This window comes from Micromonospora sp. WMMD558 (assembly GCF_049315255.1).
Classification (GTDB): Bacteria; Actinomycetota; Actinomycetes; order Mycobacteriales; family Micromonosporaceae; genus Micromonospora.
This window is the reverse complement of the sequence record NZ_CP186061.1, coordinates 2,377,843-2,396,011: the sequence shown is the minus strand read 5'-3', so window position 1 is coordinate 2,396,011 and position 18,169 is coordinate 2,377,843. Positions and strand designations below refer to the sequence as shown.

Genomic DNA, 18,169 nt, shown 5'->3' with positions numbered 1-18,169 from the left:
TTCGCCACGGGTAGGGTCGATCCACGATGACCTTTCCGCCCTCCGCCACGCCCCTGGCCGACGTGCGCCGGGCCCTCGCCATCTTCGCCCACCCGGACGATGTGGATTTCGGCTGTGCGGGCACCGTGGCCACCTGGACGGGCGGCGGGATCGAGGTCGCCTACGTTTTGGTTACTGAGGGTGATGCCGGGGGATACGACGAGACACCCCGGCCGGAGCTGGTCCGGCAACGCGCGGAGGAGCAGCGGGCGGCGGCCGCCGCCGTCGGCGTCCGGCAGGTCAACGTCCTGACCGGGTACGCCGACGGCACGCTCGCGCCGACGCCACAGCTCCGCCGGGACCTCACCGCGGCCATCCGCCGGTTCCGCCCGGACCGGGTGCTGACCAGCTCACCCCTGCGCCGGTGGGAGCACATCGCCGGGCCGGGACACCCCGACCACCAGGCCGTCGGCGAGGCGGCCACCTGCGCCGTCTACCCGGACGCGCGCAACCCGTTCGCGTACCCCGACCTGCTCGCCGCCGGCCTGGAGCCGTGGGTGGTGCGGGAGGTCTGGTACGCGGGCGGCCCGGCACCCGACCATGCCGTCGACGTCACGGACAGTTACCACCGCAAGGTCGCCGCGATGCGCGCCCACCGGTCGCAGACCGCCCACCTCGACGTGGACACCTGGGTACGCGACCAGCTCACCGCCATCGCGGCCGACGCCGGCCTGCCGCCCGGCCGCCTCGCCGAGGCGTTCACCGTCCTGCGGACGGAGTGAGCGGCGACCCCGGCCGGCCCAGCCGGCACGGTCAGACGAGGCGGCGGTCGGCCGCCCAGCGGGACAGCTCGTAACGGTTGGACATCTGGAGCTTGCGCAGCACGTTCGACACGTGCGTCTCGACCGTCTTGATCGAGATGTACAGCTCCTTGGCGATCTCCTTGTACGCGTACCCCCGGGCGAGCAGCCGCAGCACCTCCCGCTCGCGGTTGGTGAGCTGGTCCAGCTCGGGATCGGAGACCGGCGCGTCGGGCCGGGCCGCGAACGCGTCCAGCACGAACCCGGCCAGCCGGGGGCTGAACACCGCGTCCCCGTCGGCGACCCGGCGGATCGCCGCCGCCAGCTCGTCCGGTGAGATGGTCTTGGTGACGTAGCCCCGCGCGCCGGCGCGGATCAGCCCGATCACGTCCTCGGCGGCGTCCGACACGCTCAGCGCCAGGAACCGCACCTGCGGGTGCGTACGCCGCATGGCCTCGAGCACCGCGCGGCCGCCACCGTCGGGCATGTGCACGTCGAGCAGCACCACGTCGGGCTCCGTGGCGGCGATCCGGCTGACCGCCTCGGCCACCGTGCTCGCCTCACCCACCACCTCGACGTGCACACCCAGCTCGGCGCGCACCCCGGCCCGGAACATCGCGTGGTCGTCGACGAGGAAGACCCGCAGCCGCTCCGGGGCGGCCCCCGTCTCCTCGACCGGGCCCGTCGTCTGCTCCGCCATCACCTGTCCCTTTCCGCCGTGGACGAGTCCCGGGAGATCGGCAGGATCAACCGGACCTCGGTCCCCTCCCCCGGCTCGGACCGGATCTCCGCCCGGCCGCCGTGCCGCTTCATCCGCCCGATGATCGAGCCCCGGACACCGTGCCGGTGGTCCTCCACCGTATCCGGGTCGAAGCCCTTCCCACGGTCCCGGACGAAGACACTGACCTGCTCCGGCTCGACCTCGGCGTACAGCGAGACGGTCTGCACGCCGGCGTGCCGGGCGGCGTTGACCAGGGCCTCCCGCGCGGCGGCCACCAGCGCGCCCACCCGTTCGTCGGTCTCCCGGTCACCGACGACCACCGTCTCCACGGTGATCGCGAAGGTGTCCTCCACCTCGGCCGCCGCCTGCTCCAGGGCCGCCGCGAAACGCTCCGTCGGGGAGCCGGTCGGCTTGTAGAGCCAGTTGCGCAGCGAGCGCTCCTGACCCCGGGCGAGCCGCTGCACGGTCTTCACGTCACCGGCGTTGCGCTGGATCAGCGCGAGGGTGTGCAGCACCTGGTCGTGCACCATCGCGGCCAGCTCGGCCCGCTCCTGCTCGCGGATCCGTCCCTCGCGCTCCGAGCGCAGCTGGTTCCACGTCCGCCAGAGCACCGGCGCGGCGACCACCCCGACGCCGGCGAGCCCGACCAGCGCGAAGATCACGCCGTTGAGCACCGCGTCGAAGTTCTGGGCCGGCGAGTAGACGGCCGCGACGCCGATGATGCCCACCGCGACGAGCACGCCGCCGCCGATGAACCGCAGCACGAACGCCCGCCGGTCGCTCTCCTCGACCACCGCGCTCAGCCAGGGCACCGGCATCGCCTCGCCCCACTGCCGCCGCCGCTCGGGAGCGGACTGGTGCCAGATCACCCCGGCGCCGACCGCGATGATCGCCACCAGCCACCCGGCGGTGCCGGCCGCGCCCACCGAGTCGAAGAGCACCATCTGGAGCAGCAGCACCACGAGCCCGATCGCTACGAACGGCAGCAGCTGCGCGACGTCGCGGCGCGGAGGTACGGCGGTGTCGCCCGGTCGCAGCGGCACCACCGCCCAGAAGGCGGCGTAGAGGAGCAGGCCGAGACCGCTCAGCCCGAGCAGCACCATGAAGGCGACCCGGACGCGGAGCACCGAGATGCCGAGGTGCTCGGCGATGCCCGCGGCCACCCCGGCGGCCATCCGGTGCTCGGGGGCGCGGTAGAGGCGAGGGGGCTGGGTCACGGTGCTGATCGGGGGCTCCCTGGTCACGACGGGTACGGTGTGGGCGACCGTCCGCTGCCGGCGCCGGTTCGATCGTCACACGGCACGCCGCCGCCCGACCACGGGGACGCCCCGGACATCCGGGCCGCCCGGATCTCAGGGTGGTGTCAGGGTCTCCTCCTGAGGTCGCCGACGCGACACGGGGAGCAGGATCGAGGGCATGACCGAGGAAGCCGCTCAGTCCCCGACGCCCGGGGTGCCGCCGCCACCCGCGGCGTCCCCGCCGGCCGGCGGGCCGCCACCTCCGCCGCAGGACCCGACCGGCGCGCCGCCCACCCCGGCCGCCGCCCCGCCGGCGGGCGGCGGCACCAGCTTCACCTCGCGGTACGGGCTGGTCCGACCGCACGACGGCCGGTACCTGGCGGGCGTGTGCGCGGCCATCGGCCGGGCGACGAACACCGACCCGGTGCTCTGGCGGGTGCTGCTGGCGGTGCTCGGCTTCTTCGGCGGCATCGGCATCCTGGTGTACGTCTCCGCCTGGCTGATCATCCCGGGCGAGGGCGACAGCGCCTCGCCGGTCGAGTCGATGCTGGGCCGTGGGCGGTCCAGCATGTCCCCGGTCACCGTGATCGTCCTCAGCATCCTGGTGGCTGTCAGCTTCGCCTTCATCGTCACCGACGCGTTCCGGGCCGTGCTGCTGGGCGCGGCCATCCTGGTCTGCGGGGCGCTGCTGCTCAACCGCGAGCGCCCCGGTGGCCCGCCGGTCGGCGGCGCCCCGCCGGGTGCCGCCCCCGCGCCACCCGGCCCGGTGCCGCCGGTGGCCTACCCGGCCCCGGTCGGTCATCCGGCCGCCCCGGGGGGCCCGACCCTCGCGGCGGGCGCCGTGCCACCCGCCGGAGCGGCGGAGTCGGCCGCGCCGACCATGCCGCTGCCGGTCACCACGTCGCCGCTGCCGGTGACCACGCCCGGGACCGCCGAACCGACGGCCGAACTGCCGGCGGCGACGCCCGCAGGCATGGCGCCGCCGCCCGCGCCGCCGGCGTGGGGCGGGACGCCGGCCGGCCCGGCGCCCTCGGCGTGGGCGTCTCCGGTCAGCGGTACGCCGGCTGCGCCGACCTGGCCCCCGGCACCGTCCGGGCCGCCGACCCCGCCCCCTGGCGGCTACCGCCCACCGTTCGCGCCGCACGGCCCGTACGCGGGACGTCCGGTGGCACCGCCGACGCCGGCGCCCCGCCCGCCGAAGCGGCCACGGGAACGGTCCGCGCTCGGTGCGGTGACCTTCTCGCTGATCTTCCTCGCCCTCGGCGTGGTGACCGTCCTCGACCTGCTGGACGTCTTCCCGGTCGGCGCCTCGGCGTACTTCGCGGCGGCCCTGGCCACCATCGGCCTCGGCCTGCTCGTCGGCACCTGGTTCGGCCGGGCCCGGTGGCTGATCGCACTCGGGCTGGTGACCGCCGCCGCGCTGACGGTGGCGACCGTCGCCGAGTCGTACGACCACATCCGGGGGGTGGACGGCGCGGTGACCTGGGCCCCGGCCAGCCACGCGGAGCTGGCGACCCGGTACGAGAACAGCTTCGGCGACTCGGTGCTCGACCTCCGCGCCGTGGACTTCGACGGGAAGGACACCGAGATCACCGTCGCGGTCAACTTCGGCGAGGCCACCGTTGTGGTCCCACCGGACGTCGACGTGACCGTCCTGGCCGACGTGAACGCCGGTGACGCGGTCGTCTTCGGCCGCCGTTCGGGGACGCTCGACGAGCGCGCCGGCGGGGTCGACGGGCCGCTGCGCGAGACCACCGACCTGGGTGCGAACGGCCCCGGCGGCGGGAAACTGCGCCTCTACATCCACGTCAACGCCGGCAAGCTGGAGGTGACCCGGTGAGGGCGCATCGCACCGACCTCGTGTCCCTGGCGTTCGGGCTCCTCTTCGTCGGCCTCGCCACGTGGTGGCTGGTCGCCCGGCTGCTCGGGTTCGTCCTGCCGCCGGTCGGCTGGTTCCTGGCCGGGGCGCTGCTGCTGGTCGGCGTGCTCGGACTGGTGGGCGCGCTGCGCGCCGCACGCTCTACCCGCCCGGCCGGGACCGACGGGATCTCCACGACCGACGGGACCACCGGACCCGCCGGGACGGTCGCCCCGACCTCGACGCACCCGGTGCCCGAGGTGGCGGCCGGGGAGACCGCCAGGACGGACGCGGACGGGTGGCCGGTGCCCGGCCGCCCGGACCGGGACGTGTCGGCGCCCCTGTCGGGCGCCCCGGCCGGCGGGAACGCCGGCCGGGAGGACGCCGACGAGTGGCCGACGGAGGCGGTCACCGACCGCCGGGACGAGGCCGTCGAGGACCGGCCGGCGGACGTTCCCGGGGACTGGCCGCCGTCCCCACCGGCCGGGGGGGACGGCCGCTGACCGCGGCGGTGCGATGCCCGCACGGCGGCGCATATGCTGGCCGGTGGAGACCGTCCCGGCCGGTCGCCGCACGCCCGCGCCGGGCCGGCCACGGCCGATGCCGGCGCCGGCCGTGCCGGTATTCCGCCTCAACCGTCGTCCCGACCCGTCAGGAGCCCGCCCGACATGACCCAGTCCCCCGCCGTGCGCCTCTCCGGCCGGTCCGGTCCGGTCCGCATCGGCGAGCGTGCCGCCCGTACCCTCGTCGCCGAGTTCGCCCGGATCAACGACCCGAAGGCCGCCCTCCTGGTCGGCGCCAGCCCGGAGTCCCCGGTGCTCGCCGCGGCGATCGAGGCGCTGCTGCCCGGTGACACGCTCACCGTGGTGCCGGCCGCCGCGACGAGCGCCGCGCCGCTGCGTGAGCACGTCTCCACGCAGGGCCGCTGGGTCGCCGAGCGGGTCCGCGTCGTCGAGACGTTGGCCGAGGCCGAGGTAGCGGCGGTCGCCATCGTCGGTGAGCCGTTCACCGGCACCGCCGAGGAGACCCGCGCCGCCATCGAAGGGCTGGGCAAGTACCTGGCCGACGGGGCGGTGCTCAGCGTCGCCGCGCCGGTCGCCCCGGGTCGCAGCGCCGGCGCCGCCGACGAGCTGGACCGCCAGGGCGCGCTGTACGGCGTCGGCAGCGACCTGGTGCTGCGCAACAACCCGCCGCTGCGGGTGCACCGGCTCCGGTTCACCCCGGTCGACGCCGCCGCGGCCGCGGGGCTGGCTCCGGCGTACCGGCCGTCCAGCGTGCCGCTGACCCGCACCATGCACATCGACTCCAACGGCGTGGCCGCCGCGGGCATCGCGCTCGGGCTGGCGGGGCTGGCCCGGCTGACCCGGCCCAGGTCGAAGCTGTGGCTGCTGCCCGCCCTGGCCGCAGCGCCCGTGGCCGCCTTCTTCCGCGACCCGGAGCGGGACGTGCCGGAGGACCCGTCTGCCGTGGTCGCCGCCGCCGACGGGCAGGTGCTCTCCGTGCAGCGGCTGCACGACGAGCGTTTCGGCGACGGCGAGTGGCTGCGGATCGCGGTCTTCCTGTCGGTGCTCGACGTGCACGTCAACCGCTCCCCGGTAGCCGGCAAGGTGGTCGACTACTTCGTTGCCGACGGCGGCTTCGTCAACGCGATGAAGCCGGAGGCCGAGCACAACGTCGCCGCGTACACGGTGCTGGACACCGCGCACGGCACGGTGGTGGTGGCGCAGCGCACCGGGCTGATCGCCCGGCGGATCGTGCAGCGGGCGCCGATCGGCGCGCTGCTGGCGAAGGGCGAGCGTTTCGGGCTGATCCGGTTCGGCTCACGCACCGACGTCTACCTGCCCGCCGAGGCGGCGGAGCCGCTGGTCGGCCCGGGTGACAAGGTGGTCGGCGGGTCGACCGTCATCGCCCGCTGGCGCTGACTTCCGCCAACAAGCTGAAAAGGGGCGCCGCGGATACCCGCGGCGCCCCTTTCCTGCTGCTTGATCGTCAGACGGTGCGACGCTGGCGCAGCCAGAGCACCGGGCCGCTGAGCAGGTAGCCCGCGACGACGAGGGCGAAGGTGAGCCGGATGTCGACCAGCGCGCCGAGGACCGGGGCCAGCCACAGCCACGGCGGCAGCTTCACCAGGCGGGCGAGCTTCGCGTACGGGAAGCTGGAGACCATGGCGAAGGCGAGCAGCGTCACCCCGCTGACCAGCACCAGCCCCGACACCGGCAGCCCGATGGCGACCGTCAGGGCGAGCACCGCGGCAGCCATGGTGGTCGGCACGCCGCAGAAGAAGCGGCCGTCCTTCGGCGAGACGTTGAACCGGGCGAGCCGGATGGCGGCGCAGGCGGCGACGAGGGCGCAGGCCACCGCGGCGGCGGCCGGCGGCACGGAGCCGGCCAGCGAGGCGTAGACCACCACCGGAGCGGCGAGGCCGAACGAGCACATGTCGGCCAGCGAGTCCATCTGGGCGCCGAACGGGCTGGCCACACCGAGCTTGCGGGCCAGGGCGCCGTCGAGACCGTCGAAGGCGACGCAGGCGATCAGGCAGAGGGCCGCGACCCGCACCTCACCCTGCATGGCGAGGAAGATCGCCAGCATGCCCAGCATGAGGCTGGCCAGGGTGCACGCGTTGACCACCGCGAACTTCATCCGGCGGGCGACGGTCCGCTCGCCGGGGAGCAGCGGGATCGACATCGCCGTCGGGTCGTCGACCGGCGACGCGGGAGCGAGGGCGGGGCTGACCGGGACGACCGCCTCGATCTCGGCGTCGTACCGGCCGTACCGGGTGTCCGCGTACCGGCGCTCGACCAGTGCCACGTCGGTGCCGGCACGGAGGTCGCCGTCCCGGCGACCCACCCGGACCAGCAGCACCTGGCGGGCGAACGTGCTGCTGCGGCGCAGCCGGCCCGCCCAACGGCGCCCTGCGGGGCGCGGACTGTCAGTCGTACGACGCCGGCGCCATGGGGCTCTCGGCACGTTTCCTCCATCACCGGATCGGCTCACCGCCTCGGCGGCGGGTGTCCGGCTGTCTCGTGCCGGACCTCTCTGGCCCGGCAGCCGTTTTGCGGAGTACACCATCGCATAGGGGAACGGGGATTGGCGATAGCTGCCGGCGGTACTTATATCTCCCTTAAACCGCGCGAACCGCTCTCATATTCCCATCCCGGGCCGCATCGCCCGTTTCACCGCCAACTCCCTCACTCGAATGTACCGGACCTGGGCGAGGTCGTCGCGGCGAGCGAGTCCCGGCATCCCTGATGACCGATATATACCTGTTTAATGCTTTGCCGGTCGCCGTGCTCAGGCGCCGTGTCCTCACGTACGGCCCCCGACGGCCGACGGTTCAGCCAACACGCTCCGTGATCGCGCGGCTGGCGATGTCGGTCAGCGGCAGGCCGGCGAGCTGACCGACGTCGAACCACGCCGCGCACTCGGTCGACCCCCCGGCCAGCTCGGTGACCCGCGGCTCGGTCGGCCCGTCCACCGCCACCCGGTAGACCACCCGGACGCCGTGCCAGTCCAGCGGGTACCCCTCCGGCCCGAGCGCGGCCGGGTTGTGCAGGTTGTCCACGCCGATCAGCTCGACCACCCGCCCGAGCTGGCCGGCCTCCTCGACCAGCTCACGCAGCAGCGCGGGCTCCGGCGCCTCCCCGTGGTCGGTGCCGCCGCCGGGCAGGTGCCAGCGGCCGGCGCCCGGGTAACCGTCCGCGATCCGCGTCAACAGCACCCGGCCCCGCGGATCGGTGACCAGCCCGTACGCCCCGAAGCGCTGCCGCCGGCCCGCCGGAAGCGGGGCGGCCTGGTCGGCCGGCAGGGCCGTGGGGAGCCCCGGTGGCAGGGGCGTGACGGCCAGCCCGAGCAGCTCGGCGGTGAAGGGCATCAGCGGCACGGTCGCCGCCTCGGCGGGCGTGAACCAGCCCACCTCGTCGCTGCCCCCGGCCGGCTCCGGCCGGAGCGTGCCACCCCGCGCCGTCACGTCGAACACCAGCCGGTCGGTGTGCAGCGCGATCCCGGCGTCGGCGAAGGTGGCCACGTCCGCGACGGCGGCCCGCATCCCGGCCACCGCCACGGCGAGCCCGCTCTCCTCGGCGAACTGCCGCACGACCGCGTCGGCGGGGTGCTCGGCGTGCACCAGCCCGCCGCCGGGCAACTGCCAGACGCCCGGGTACGGGCACGCGGCCGACCCCCGCGCGAGCAGCACCCGCCCATCGGCGTCCCGCAGAACCCCGTACGCCGCCACCCGTCGCCGCTGCTCCACGAACCCGTCCCCCGTCCGCACTACGTCGATCATGAAGTTATCGCCGTCGACACCGGCGTGTCCCGACAATAACTTCATGATCGACGTGTGCGGCGCCGGGCGAGCCCGGGGTGAGGTGGGCGATCAGGTCAGGCGGGCGGCCTGGACGGCTTCCGCCGTCACCTCGGTGAGCCGGTCGCTGGGGAGAGCGCCCAGCTCCTCCCGGGCGAACCAGCGGGCCTCGCAGGTGGAGCCGCCCACGTCGGCGACGGTCGGCGGCGCGGGCTGGTCGACCACGACCCGGTAGAACGCGCGGACGCCGTGCCAGTCGATCGGGTACCCCTCCGGCCCCAGCGAGGCGGCGTCGCGGTGGCTCGCCACCCCGAGCAGCTCGACCAGGCGCCCGGTCTGCCCGGTCTCCTCCACCAGTTCCCGGATCAGCGCGGCGCCCGGCTGCTCGCCGTAGTCGGTGCCGCCGCCGGGCAGGTGCCAGCACCCGGCTCCCGGGTAGCCGTCCGAGACGCGGGTGAGCAGCACCCGCCCCTCCGGGTCGGTGACCACGGCGTACGCGGCGAAGCGCTGCGCCCGGTGCAGGCCGTCCGGCCCGGGCACCGCGTAGAACGAGGGGAACTCGGGCGGCTCGTCGGGCACGATGTCCGCCGAGGAGGCCGGCAGGCCCAGGGCACGCGCGGTGAACGAGCGCAGCGGCAACTCGCGGGCCTCGTCGAGGGTGAACCAGCGGGCCAGGTCGGTGGGCCGGTCGACCCGGTCGGTGAGCGTTCCGCCACGGACCGACACCCGGTAGAGGAGGCGGTCGGTGTGGATGGTGATGCCCCGCTCGGGCAGCGCCCGCATGTCGGCCAGCACGTCCTTCAGGCCGGCGACGCTGACCGAGAGCCCGGTCTCGGCCGCGGTCTCCCGGACGACGGTGTGGTGCGGATCCTCGCCGTGGTCGACCGCGCCTCCGGGCAGCGACCACGTGCCGGGGGTGCCGGAGCGCTCCGATGCGCGGACCAGCAACACCCGACCGACTGAGTCAGTGCAGACTGCGTACGCCGCGATCCTGCGGAGCGGCTCCAGCATGGTGGTCACGGGGCCAAATTCTCCCCGCAACCGGCTACCGGCATCGAAAAGAGTCAGATTCCTGACTCTAGGCTCCCGCATCAGGGGCGGGTCAGGGTATGGATCCGGGCGGTCACCGAGGTCGACCGGCAGCCCGGCGCGGACCGTGGAGACATGACGACCACCGGTATTCCCCAAGCCCCGTACAAGCAGCTCCGCCGCCCCGTCACCGACCGGATGGTCGCCGGGGTGGCCAGTGGAGTCGGCCGCTACTTCGACGTCGACCCCACCCTGATCCGGGTGATCTTCGCGGTCACCGGCCTGCTCACCGGCGGCCTCGCGCTGCTCGCGTACCCGATCATGTGGTTCCTGATGCCGGAGGAGCCGGCCGGCGCGCCCGCCTGGCCGCACCCGACGGCGGCCGCGCCCACGCCGACGGCCGAAACCACGCCGACGGCCGGGACCACGACGGCTACCCCGCCCGCGCAGCCGGCCCCGTGGCCGGCGGCGACGCCCGAGGCGACCACCGCGCCGGTCCCGACGCCGCAGAGCCGGCCGGCGCCTCAGCCGCCCGTGCCGCCCGCGGCGTGAGCCCGGCTCACTCCCACTCGATGGTGCCCGGCGGCTTGCTGGTCACGTCCAGGACCACCCGGTTGACCTCGGCGACCTCGTTGGTGATCCGGGTGGAGATCCGGGCGATCACCTCGTACGGCAGCCGGGACCAGTCGGCGGTCATCGCGTCCTCGCTGGAGACCGGGCGCAGCACCACCGGATGCCCGTAGCTGCGCCCGTCTCCCTGCACGCCGACGCTGCGCACGTCCGCCAGGAGGACCACCGGGAACTGCCACACGCCCCGGTCCAGATCCGCGGCGGACAGCTCCTGGCGGGCGATCAGGTCGGCCTTCCGGAGCACGGCCAGCCGCTCCTCGTCGACCGCGCCGATGATCCGGATGGCCAGGCCCGGCCCCGGGAACGGGTGCCGCCAGACCATCGCCTCGGGCAGGCCGAGCTGGAGCCCGAGGGTGCGGACCTCGTCCTTGAAGAGCGTGCGCAGCGGCTCGACCAGCGCGAACCTCAGGTCCTCCGGGAGCCCGCCGACGTTGTGGTGGCTCTTGATGTTGGCCGTGCCGGTGCCGCCGCCGGACTCGACCACGTCCGGGTAGAGGGTGCCCTGCACCAGGAACTCCACGTCGCCGTGGGCGGCGATCTCCCGCGCGGCGGCCTCGAAGACCCGGATGAACTCCCGACCGATGATCTTACGCTTCTGCTCGGGGTCGGTGATCCCGGCGAGCGCGCCGAGGAAGCGCTCCTGCGCGTCGACCACCTTCAGCTTGATGCCGGTGGCGGCGACGTAGTCCTTCTCCACCTGCTCCGCCTCCCCGGCCCGCAGCAGGCCGTGGTCGACGAAGACGCAGGTGAGCTGGTCACCGACGGCCTTGTGGACCAGCGCCGCGGCGACGGCGGAGTCCACGCCGCCGGAGAGCCCGCAGATGACCTCCTTGTCGCCGACCTGCTCGCGGATCCGGGCCACCTGCTCGTCGATGATGTTCTCCGGCGTCCAGGTGGGCTCGATGCCGGCGATGTCGTACAGGAAGCGGGCCAGCATCTCCTGACCGTGCGCGGTGTGCCCCACCTCCGGGTGGAACTGCACGCCCGCGCGACGGCCGGCCAGGTCCTCGAAGGCGGCCACCGGCGCACCCGCCGACTCGGCGGTGACCGTGAAGCCGGCCGGCGCCTCGATGACGCAGTCGCCGTGGCTCATCCACACCGGCAGGTCGTCGGGGAGGTCCCGGAGCAGCACGCCGGCCTCGGGACGGGTGTGCAGCGGGGTGCCGCCGTACTCCCGGTTGCCCGTCTTCGCGACCGTGCCGCCGAGCGCCCGGGCCATCGCCTGGAAGCCGTAGCAGATGCCGAACACGGGCACCCCGGCGTCGAACATGCCCGCGTCGATCTGCGGCGCGTCGGGCGCGTAGACGCTGGCCGGGCCGCCGGACAGGACGATCGCGGCCGGGTTCTTCGCCAGCATCTCGGCGACCGGCATCGTGTGCGGGACGATCTCCGAGTAGACCTTCGCCTCGCGCACCCGGCGCGCGATGAGCTGGGCGTACTGGGCTCCGAAGTCCACCACCAGGACTGGGCGAGGCGTGCTCATGTGCAGAAAGCCTACCCACCGTCACGGCCCGCCCGGCCGCCACCCGGCGGGCGCGTCGGGGTGAGGCTGTTAACAAGGGTCCCCTGCTCTACCGGAGGCGTTAACAAGGGGCCCTTCCTTACCGCAGCGCGCCGGGGGCGTCGGGCGGGACGGCCGGGGTGCGCGGGGGGATCGGGGGGACGCGGACATAGCGGGCGCCGAGGGATGGGCGGGGATCCGGCTCGCCCTTGTTGGGCCAGAAGGACATGGCGCGTTCGGCCTGGGCGGTGATCGTGAGGCTCGGGTTGACGCCGAGGTTGGCCGAGACCGCCGCGCCGTCCACCACGTGCAGGCCCGGGTGCCCGTACACCCGGTGCCAGGGGTCGATCACCCCGTCGTCGGGGGTGGCACCGATCACCGCGCCGCCGAGGATGTGCGCGGTCATCGGGACGTTGAACGGCTCGGTCAGCGCACCGCCCGGCACCCCGCCGATCACCTCGGCGAGCAGCCGCACCGCCTGGTTGCCGGCGGGAATCCAGGTCGGGTTCGGGGCACCGTGGCCGGGGCCGGAGACCAGCTGCCGGCCGAGCGGCCCGCGCCGCATCCGGGTGGTCAGGGAGTTGTCCGCCGACTGCATGACCAGCGCGATCACCGTCCGCTCCGACCAGCCGCGGACCGACAGCATCCGGGCCGCGACGCCCGGCTGCCGCACGATGGAGCCCAGCCAGCGGCGCACCCGGCGCGGGCCGCCGTCGACCAGGAGCGACTGGAGCAGCCCCATCGCGTTTGAGCCCCGCCCGTAACGGACCGGTTCGATGTGGGTCTGCGCGTCCGGGTGGAACGAGCTGGTGATCGCCACGCCCTCGGTGAAGTCCGTCCCGTCCGCCCGGGCCCGCTGGCGGGGCACCGACGCGCCGAGGATCGCCTCCGAGTTGGTCCGGGTCAGCTCGCCGAGGCGGGACGAGAGCCGGGGCAGCGCCCCGCTCGCCTTCATCCCGTGCAGCAGCCGCTGGGTGCCGAGCGCCCCCGCCGCGAAGACCACCTGGTCGGCGTGGATCACCTGGCGGCGCTTGCGCAGCCAGGCCCCGGTACGCACGGTGTGCACCGCGTACCCGCCGCCCTCGACCGGGCGCACGGCGGTCACCGTCGTCAGCGGGTGCACGTCGACACCGAGCCGCTCGGCGAGCCACAGGTAGTTCTTGACCAGGGTGTTCTTGGCCCCGTGCCGGCAACCCGTCATGCAGCCGCCGCAGTGCGTGCAGCCGGTCCGCTCCGGGCCGGCGCCGCCGAAGTACGGGTCGGGCACCCGCTGCCCCGGCCGGCCGATGTGCACGCCGACCGGGGTGGCGTGGAAGGTGTGCCCGACCCCCATCCGCTCGGCCACCGACCGCATCGCCCGGTCCGCGCCGGTGGTGACCGGGTACGTGGTGACGCCGAGCATCCGCTTCGCCTGGTCGTAGTGGCGGGCCAGCTCGTCCCGCCAGTCGGTGACGTCGCGCCACTGCGGATCGTCGTAGAAGGCGTCGAGCGGCTCGTACAACGTGTTGGCGTAGACCAGTGAGCCACCGCCCACCCCGGCGCCGGAGAGCACCATCACCCCGCCGCCGGCCTTCCGGTCGGCCGCCCGCAGCAGGGTGATCCGCTGGAGCCCGTAGCACCCGAGCCACGGCGCCCAGAGGAACCGCCGCACCCGCCACGAGGTCTCCGGGAACTCCTCGTCGGCGAAGCGGCGCCCGGCCTCCAGGACCCCCACCCGGTAGCCCTTCTCGGCGAGCCGCAGCGCGCTGACGCTGCCGCCGAACCCGGACCCGATGACGACCACGTCGTACCGCATGAACGCATCATTACCGGCGGGTAGCCGTCGCGCCAGGGGCAGTTTGCCGCGATCATGGAAACCCGTTCGACGGATCGTCGAGCGCCGGCGCAACCCGGTGCCCCCGTCCGCGCGTTTCTTCAGGCACGGGGGAAGGGGTGGCCGGATGGTCCTCGGGTCCGACGCGCGCCGTGGGTGGCGCCTCGCCCTGGTCGCGCTCGCCGCCGGCGTCCTGCTCACGGCCGGCGGGGCGGCCGTGGTCCGTACGCTGGCCGACCGCGGCCCGCAGCGGCCGGCGCCCGACGCGAGCGCCACCGGAGCCACCCCCACCCCCACGCCCACGCCGTCGCCCGCACCGACCGGCCCGCCGCCCGGCGCCGCCGCCATCACGGGCCCGCTCAACCTGCTGCTGGTGGGGGTGGACACCCGGGTCAGCGACCCCGCCTGGGAGCCGCACTCGGACGCCGTCCTCGTCCTGCACGTGCCGCGCGGGCTGGACCGGGCGTACCTGTTCTCACTCCCCCGCGACCTGCTGGTCGACATCCCGGCCTTTCCCCGAGCCGACTACCGCGGCGGGCGCACCAAGCTGACCCACGCCATGGCCTACGGCAGCCGGGTGCCCGGCCGGCCGCGCAATCCGGACCCCGCCCAGGGGTACGACCTGCTGCGCAGCACGGTCAGCGGCTACACGGGCCTGCGGATCGACGCCGGCGCCGTGCTCACCTTCGGCGGCTTCGACCGGCTGGTGGACACCCTCGGTGGGGTGGACCTGCGGATCGACCAGCGGGTGGTGTCGCAGCACCGCCGGCCGGACGGTACCCACCGCGCCCCGAAGCCGGGCGGCGGCGGGTACGTCGGGCCGCAGATGGTGTACGAGCCGGGCGTACGGCACCTCAACGGCTGGCAGGCGCTGGACTACGCGCGCCAGCGCTACATGTCCGGTGGCGACTACGCGCGCCAGCGCCACCAGCAGCAGCTGATCAAGGCACTGGTCACGAAGATCCTCGACGAGGACCTGGCCCGGGACCCGGCGCGGGTCGAGCAGGTGGTGGCGGCACTCGGAGACACCCTGATCTACGCCGGTGGGCCGCGGATCGTCGACGTCGCGTACGCCCTGGGCGGTCTGGATCCGGACCGGCTCGTCCTCGTCGGTCTCCCCGGCGCATCCGTCGGCCGGGGCAGCGGCTACCGCGGTGAACAGCTCACCCAGGTCGGGCGCGGGTTCCTCCCGGAGCTCCGGGCCGGCCGCGCCGACGCGTACCTGGCCGCGCATCCGGGGCTGCGGCAGGAATCGTGAGCCCGTCCCCGCCGCCGGCCGGCGGCGGGGACGGGGACACCACCGCTCAGAGCGGCTTGGGAACGGCGGGCTTCCTGGTGTCGTACAGCCACGCGTCGAAGAGCTTGTCCAGCTGCTTGCCGGAGATCCGCTCGGAGAGCTCGACGAACTCCTTCGTGGTGCCGGTGCCGTTCCGCTGCTCCTGCGCCCAGGTCTTCAGGATCTGGAAGAACGCCTTGTCGCCGACCGACACCCGGAGCGCGTGCACGGTCATCGCGCCGCGCTCGTACACCGATTCGCTGAACAGGTTCTTCACGCCGGGCTTACCCGGCGGGGTCCGCCACACCTCCGCCGGCACCCGGGCCATCCGGATGTCGAAGGCCTGCTTCGCGGTGCCCTCGCCGCTGTGCTCGGCCCACAGCCACTCCGCGTACGACGACAGCCCCTCGTTGAGCCAGATGTCCTGCCACCGCTCCAGCGCCACGCTGTTGCCGAACCACTGGTGGGCCAGCTCGTGCGCCACCACGCCGGTGTTCTCGCCACGGCGGAAGAAGCCGGCGGAGTAGACCGGTCGGCTCTGCGTCTCCAGCGCGTACCGGATGCGCTCGTCGGACACGACCACGCCGCCGTACGCGTCCACCGGGTACGGGCCGAACACGGTCTCCAGGTAGTCCGCCACCTTGAGCGTCTTCGCGATCGACGCGTCGGCGGCGCCCTTGGACACCTTCGTCGTGACCGCGTGGAACACCGGCCGTCCCTTGTGCTCGCTCTGGGTGAGCCGGAACTTGCCGATGGCCACCGTGCTGAGGTAGCTCGCCATCGGGGTGTTCTCGGCCCACTTCCAGGTGGTCCAGCCGCCGGTGCTGGTCTTCCCGCCCGGCACGCCGTTGCTGACCGCCGTCAGGCCGTCCGGGACGGTGATCTCGAACTGGTAGGTCGCCTTGTCCGACGGGTGGTCGTTGACCGGGAACCAGGTGCTGGCCGACTCCGGCTGGCCCAGCGCGATCGCCCCGTCGCCGGTGTGCAGCCACCCGCCCTCACCGAGCACCTCGTTCTTCAGCGGCTTCGGCACGCCCGCGTACGTGATCTCGGCGGTGAAGCCGTTGCCGGAGACCAGGCCGGCGGCCGGGGTGACGACGAGTTCGTTCTTCTCCTGCTCGTGCCCGGCGGCGGCACCGTCGATCGTCACACCGCTGACCGTCAACCCGGCCAGGTCCAGGTTGAACGACGACAGGTCCGCCGTGGCCGTGGCCTTCACCGTGGTCACGCCGCTCAACTGGTCCTTCGCCGGGTCGTAGCGCACCTTCACCGTGTACGCCGTGACGTCGTACCCGCCGTTGCCGTAGCTCGGGAAGTACGGGTCGCCGGCACCGGCCGCCCCGGGCGTGAAGTTCCGCGCCGGCGTCGGCGTCGCCGTCGGTGCGGCCGACTGCTCGGGTGCCGCCGTCGGCTCGGACGACTGGCAGCCGCTCACCCCCAACACACCCGCCATCAGCAGACCGACGCCCACCCGAAGGTTTCGTCGTCCACGTACCATCAGCAGTCCTCTCCCCGTCGCCGTGGCCGGTCGACGCCGGCCACCCCGCCCCGCTCCGGCCGGGCGCAGGCGGGAGCCTACCGATCGACGATCACGCGTCCATCACGGCAGGGTCGGCGCGGTCCGCCCGGTCAGCCAGGCGTCGAAGAGCGGGCGCAGATCCTTCCCGGAGACCCGCTCGGCGAGCGCCACCAGATCGTCCGTGGTGGCGTTGCCGCCCCGCCGCTCGGCCGTCCACGTGCGAAGGATCGTGAAGAAGGCGTCGTCACCGACCGTCCGACGCAGCGCGTGCACGGCCAGCGCACCGCGCGTGTAGACGGCGCTGCCGAACAGCTGCCCGCGGCCGGGGTCGAGCGTCGGTCGCGACCAGTCGGTCATCGCGTACCGGAGCTCGAAGTTCCGCTGCGCGGTCCGGCCGCCGTCGTGCTCCTCCCACAGCCACTCCGCGTACGTGGCGAAGCCCTCGTTGAGCCAGATGTCCCGCCAGCGGGCCACCGCGACGCTGTTGCCGAACCACTGGTGCGCCAGTTCGTGCGTGACCACACCGAGGTTGGGTTGCCCGCTCCGGAAGAAGCCCGGCCCGTAGACCGGCCGGGACTGCGTCTCCAGCGCGTACCCCACCCGCGGGTCGGTGACCGCGATCCCGCCGTACGACTCGAACGGGTACGGCCCGAACCGGCCGGCCAGGAAGTCGGCGATCTCGGCGGTGCGGGCCAGCGAACTCGCCTCCGGGCCGGTCGCGGCGAGCCGCTCCGGCACCGCCGTGACGATCGGCTTCCCGGCGTGGGTGCCGGTCGTCACCCGGTAGTCCCCGATCACCAGCGTGCTCAGGTAACTCGCCATCGGCGTCCGCTCGGCCCACCGCCACGTGGTCCGGCCGCCCGCGCTGGTCCGCCCGCCCGGCACGCCGTTGCTGAGCGCCTCCAGCCCGTCCGGGACGGTCACCTCGATCTCGTAGGTGGCCTTGTCGGAAGGGTGGTCGTTGACCGGGAACCAGGTCGCGGCCGAGTACGGCTGGCCGAGGGCGATCGCCCCGTCCTCGGTGTGCAGGAAGCCGCCACTGCCCAGCTGCCCGTCGGGGCGGGCGGTGGGAACGCCGGCGTACGTCACCTCGACGGTGAACCGGCTGCCCCGGGCCAGCCCCCGCTCCGGGGTGACGACCAGTTCGTCGCCGTCGCGGTGGTGTTCGGCCCGGGCGTCGTCGACGGTCACCGCCGTCACGTCCAGCCCGACGAGGTCCAGGTTGAAGCGGGACAGCGGCTCGGTGGCGGTGGCGGTGACCACGGCCCGGCCGGAGAGCCGGTCCCCGGGCGGGTCGTAGTCGACGGCGAGGCGGTAGTTGTCCACGTCGTACCCGCCGTTGCCGGCCCCCGGGACGTACGGGTCGCCGATGTCGGCCGCGCCCGGGTGGAAGCCGTCGTCGTCCCTGGACGGGAGGCAGCCGGCGAGCACGACCGCCGCCGCGACGGCCACGGCCAGGCCCGGGCGGACCGGGGCTGAGGTACGACGCACCGGTCGAGCCTATC

The 18,169-nt window shown here is 74.2% G+C and carries 13 protein-coding genes and 2 pseudogenes; 6 read left to right on the top strand and 9 right to left on the bottom strand.

The annotated features are described in order from the left end of the window. Nucleotides 1-26 precede the first annotated feature (26 nt). Nucleotides 27-761, top strand: coding sequence for a PIG-L deacetylase family protein (locus tag ACN26Y_RS11725; protein ID WP_422734710.1), 735 nt, complete (start codon nucleotides 27-29; stop codon nucleotides 759-761). Nucleotides 762-792: 31 nt separating this feature from the next. On the opposite strand, the gene ACN26Y_RS11720 is transcribed toward ACN26Y_RS11725, so the two are convergent. After that, complete coding sequence (locus ACN26Y_RS11720) at nucleotides 793-1,479, bottom strand: response regulator (RefSeq protein ID WP_422734709.1); 687 nt, start codon at nucleotides 1,477-1,479, stop codon at nucleotides 793-795. Further along, nucleotides 1,479-2,744 carry an ATP-binding protein gene (locus ACN26Y_RS11715; RefSeq protein ID WP_155330315.1) on the bottom strand — a complete coding sequence of 422 codons (1,266 nt, stop codon included), beginning with the start codon at nucleotides 2,742-2,744 and terminating at the stop codon, nucleotides 1,479-1,481. Before ACN26Y_RS11715 ends, ACN26Y_RS11720 begins: the two co-directional genes overlap by 1 nt. Before the next feature lie 172 nt (nucleotides 2,745-2,916). On the opposite strand from ACN26Y_RS11715, the gene ACN26Y_RS11710 reads away from it, so the two are divergent. The 3 genes and pseudogenes from ACN26Y_RS11710 (at nucleotide 2,917) to ACN26Y_RS11700 (ending at nucleotide 6,518) form a co-directional block, all read left to right on the top strand. Then, nucleotides 2,917-4,578: a PspC domain-containing protein gene (locus tag ACN26Y_RS11710; RefSeq protein ID WP_155330314.1), complete on the top strand. Its 1,662-nt coding sequence runs from the start codon at nucleotides 2,917-2,919 to the stop codon at nucleotides 4,576-4,578. After that, nucleotides 4,575-4,817, top strand: a pseudogene (locus ACN26Y_RS11705) (hypothetical protein); the annotation flags it as partial. The gene ACN26Y_RS11710 and the pseudogene ACN26Y_RS11705, both read left to right, overlap by 4 nt. A gap of 447 nt (nucleotides 4,818-5,264) precedes the next feature. After that, entirely contained in the window at nucleotides 5,265-6,518 is a 1,254-nt protein-coding gene (locus ACN26Y_RS11700) for a phosphatidylserine decarboxylase (RefSeq protein WP_155330313.1), read from the top strand. A gap of 67 nt (nucleotides 6,519-6,585) precedes the next feature. Here the strand turns inward: ACN26Y_RS11700 and ACN26Y_RS11695 are convergent, their stop codons facing one another. From ACN26Y_RS11695 to ACN26Y_RS11685, 3 genes are all read right to left on the bottom strand, one after another. Continuing rightward, nucleotides 6,586-7,488 (bottom strand): CDP-alcohol phosphatidyltransferase family protein, encoded by a 903-nt coding sequence (locus ACN26Y_RS11695; protein WP_155334040.1) that lies wholly within the window; start codon nucleotides 7,486-7,488, stop codon nucleotides 6,586-6,588. Nucleotides 7,489-7,930: 442 nt separating this feature from the next. Continuing rightward, nucleotides 7,931-8,845: an NUDIX hydrolase gene (locus tag ACN26Y_RS11690; RefSeq protein WP_422734919.1), complete on the bottom strand. Its 915-nt coding sequence runs from the start codon at nucleotides 8,843-8,845 to the stop codon at nucleotides 7,931-7,933. Between the two features lie 123 nt (nucleotides 8,846-8,968). Then, nucleotides 8,969-9,916, bottom strand: coding sequence for an NUDIX hydrolase (locus ACN26Y_RS11685; protein WP_155330312.1), 948 nt, complete (start codon nucleotides 9,914-9,916; stop codon nucleotides 8,969-8,971). Between the two features lie 144 nt (nucleotides 9,917-10,060). On the opposite strand from ACN26Y_RS11685, the pseudogene ACN26Y_RS11680 reads away from it, so the two are divergent. After that, nucleotides 10,061-10,372 (top strand): annotated as a pseudogene (locus tag ACN26Y_RS11680) (PspC domain-containing protein); the annotation flags it as partial. A gap of 112 nt (nucleotides 10,373-10,484) precedes the next feature. Here the strand turns inward: ACN26Y_RS11680 and guaA are convergent. Both guaA and ACN26Y_RS11670 read right to left on the bottom strand, forming a co-directional pair. Beyond that, a complete protein-coding gene (guaA, locus tag ACN26Y_RS11675; RefSeq protein WP_155330310.1) occupies nucleotides 10,485-12,038 on the bottom strand; it encodes a glutamine-hydrolyzing GMP synthase in 1,554 nt (517 codons plus the stop codon). Between the two features lie 118 nt (nucleotides 12,039-12,156). After that, nucleotides 12,157-13,851 (bottom strand): FAD-dependent oxidoreductase, encoded by a 1,695-nt coding sequence (locus ACN26Y_RS11670; protein WP_422734708.1) that lies wholly within the window; start codon nucleotides 13,849-13,851, stop codon nucleotides 12,157-12,159. Between the two features lie 145 nt (nucleotides 13,852-13,996). Here ACN26Y_RS11670 and ACN26Y_RS11665 point away from each other — a divergent pair, with 145 nt between their 5' ends. Beyond that, nucleotides 13,997-15,127 (top strand): LCP family protein, encoded by a 1,131-nt coding sequence (locus ACN26Y_RS11665; protein WP_155330308.1) that lies wholly within the window; start codon nucleotides 13,997-13,999, stop codon nucleotides 15,125-15,127. A gap of 46 nt (nucleotides 15,128-15,173) precedes the next feature. On the opposite strand, the gene ACN26Y_RS11660 is transcribed toward ACN26Y_RS11665, so the two are convergent. Both ACN26Y_RS11660 and ACN26Y_RS11655 read right to left on the bottom strand, forming a co-directional pair. Further along, nucleotides 15,174-16,643 (bottom strand): M1 family metallopeptidase, encoded by a 1,470-nt coding sequence (locus tag ACN26Y_RS11660; RefSeq protein WP_155330307.1) that lies wholly within the window; start codon nucleotides 16,641-16,643, stop codon nucleotides 15,174-15,176. 102 nt (nucleotides 16,644-16,745) lie between these two features. Beyond that, nucleotides 16,746-18,155 carry a M1 family metallopeptidase gene (locus ACN26Y_RS11655; RefSeq protein WP_422734707.1) on the bottom strand — a complete coding sequence of 470 codons (1,410 nt, stop codon included), beginning with the start codon at nucleotides 18,153-18,155 and terminating at the stop codon, nucleotides 16,746-16,748. Nucleotides 18,156-18,169: the final 14 nt, after the last annotated feature.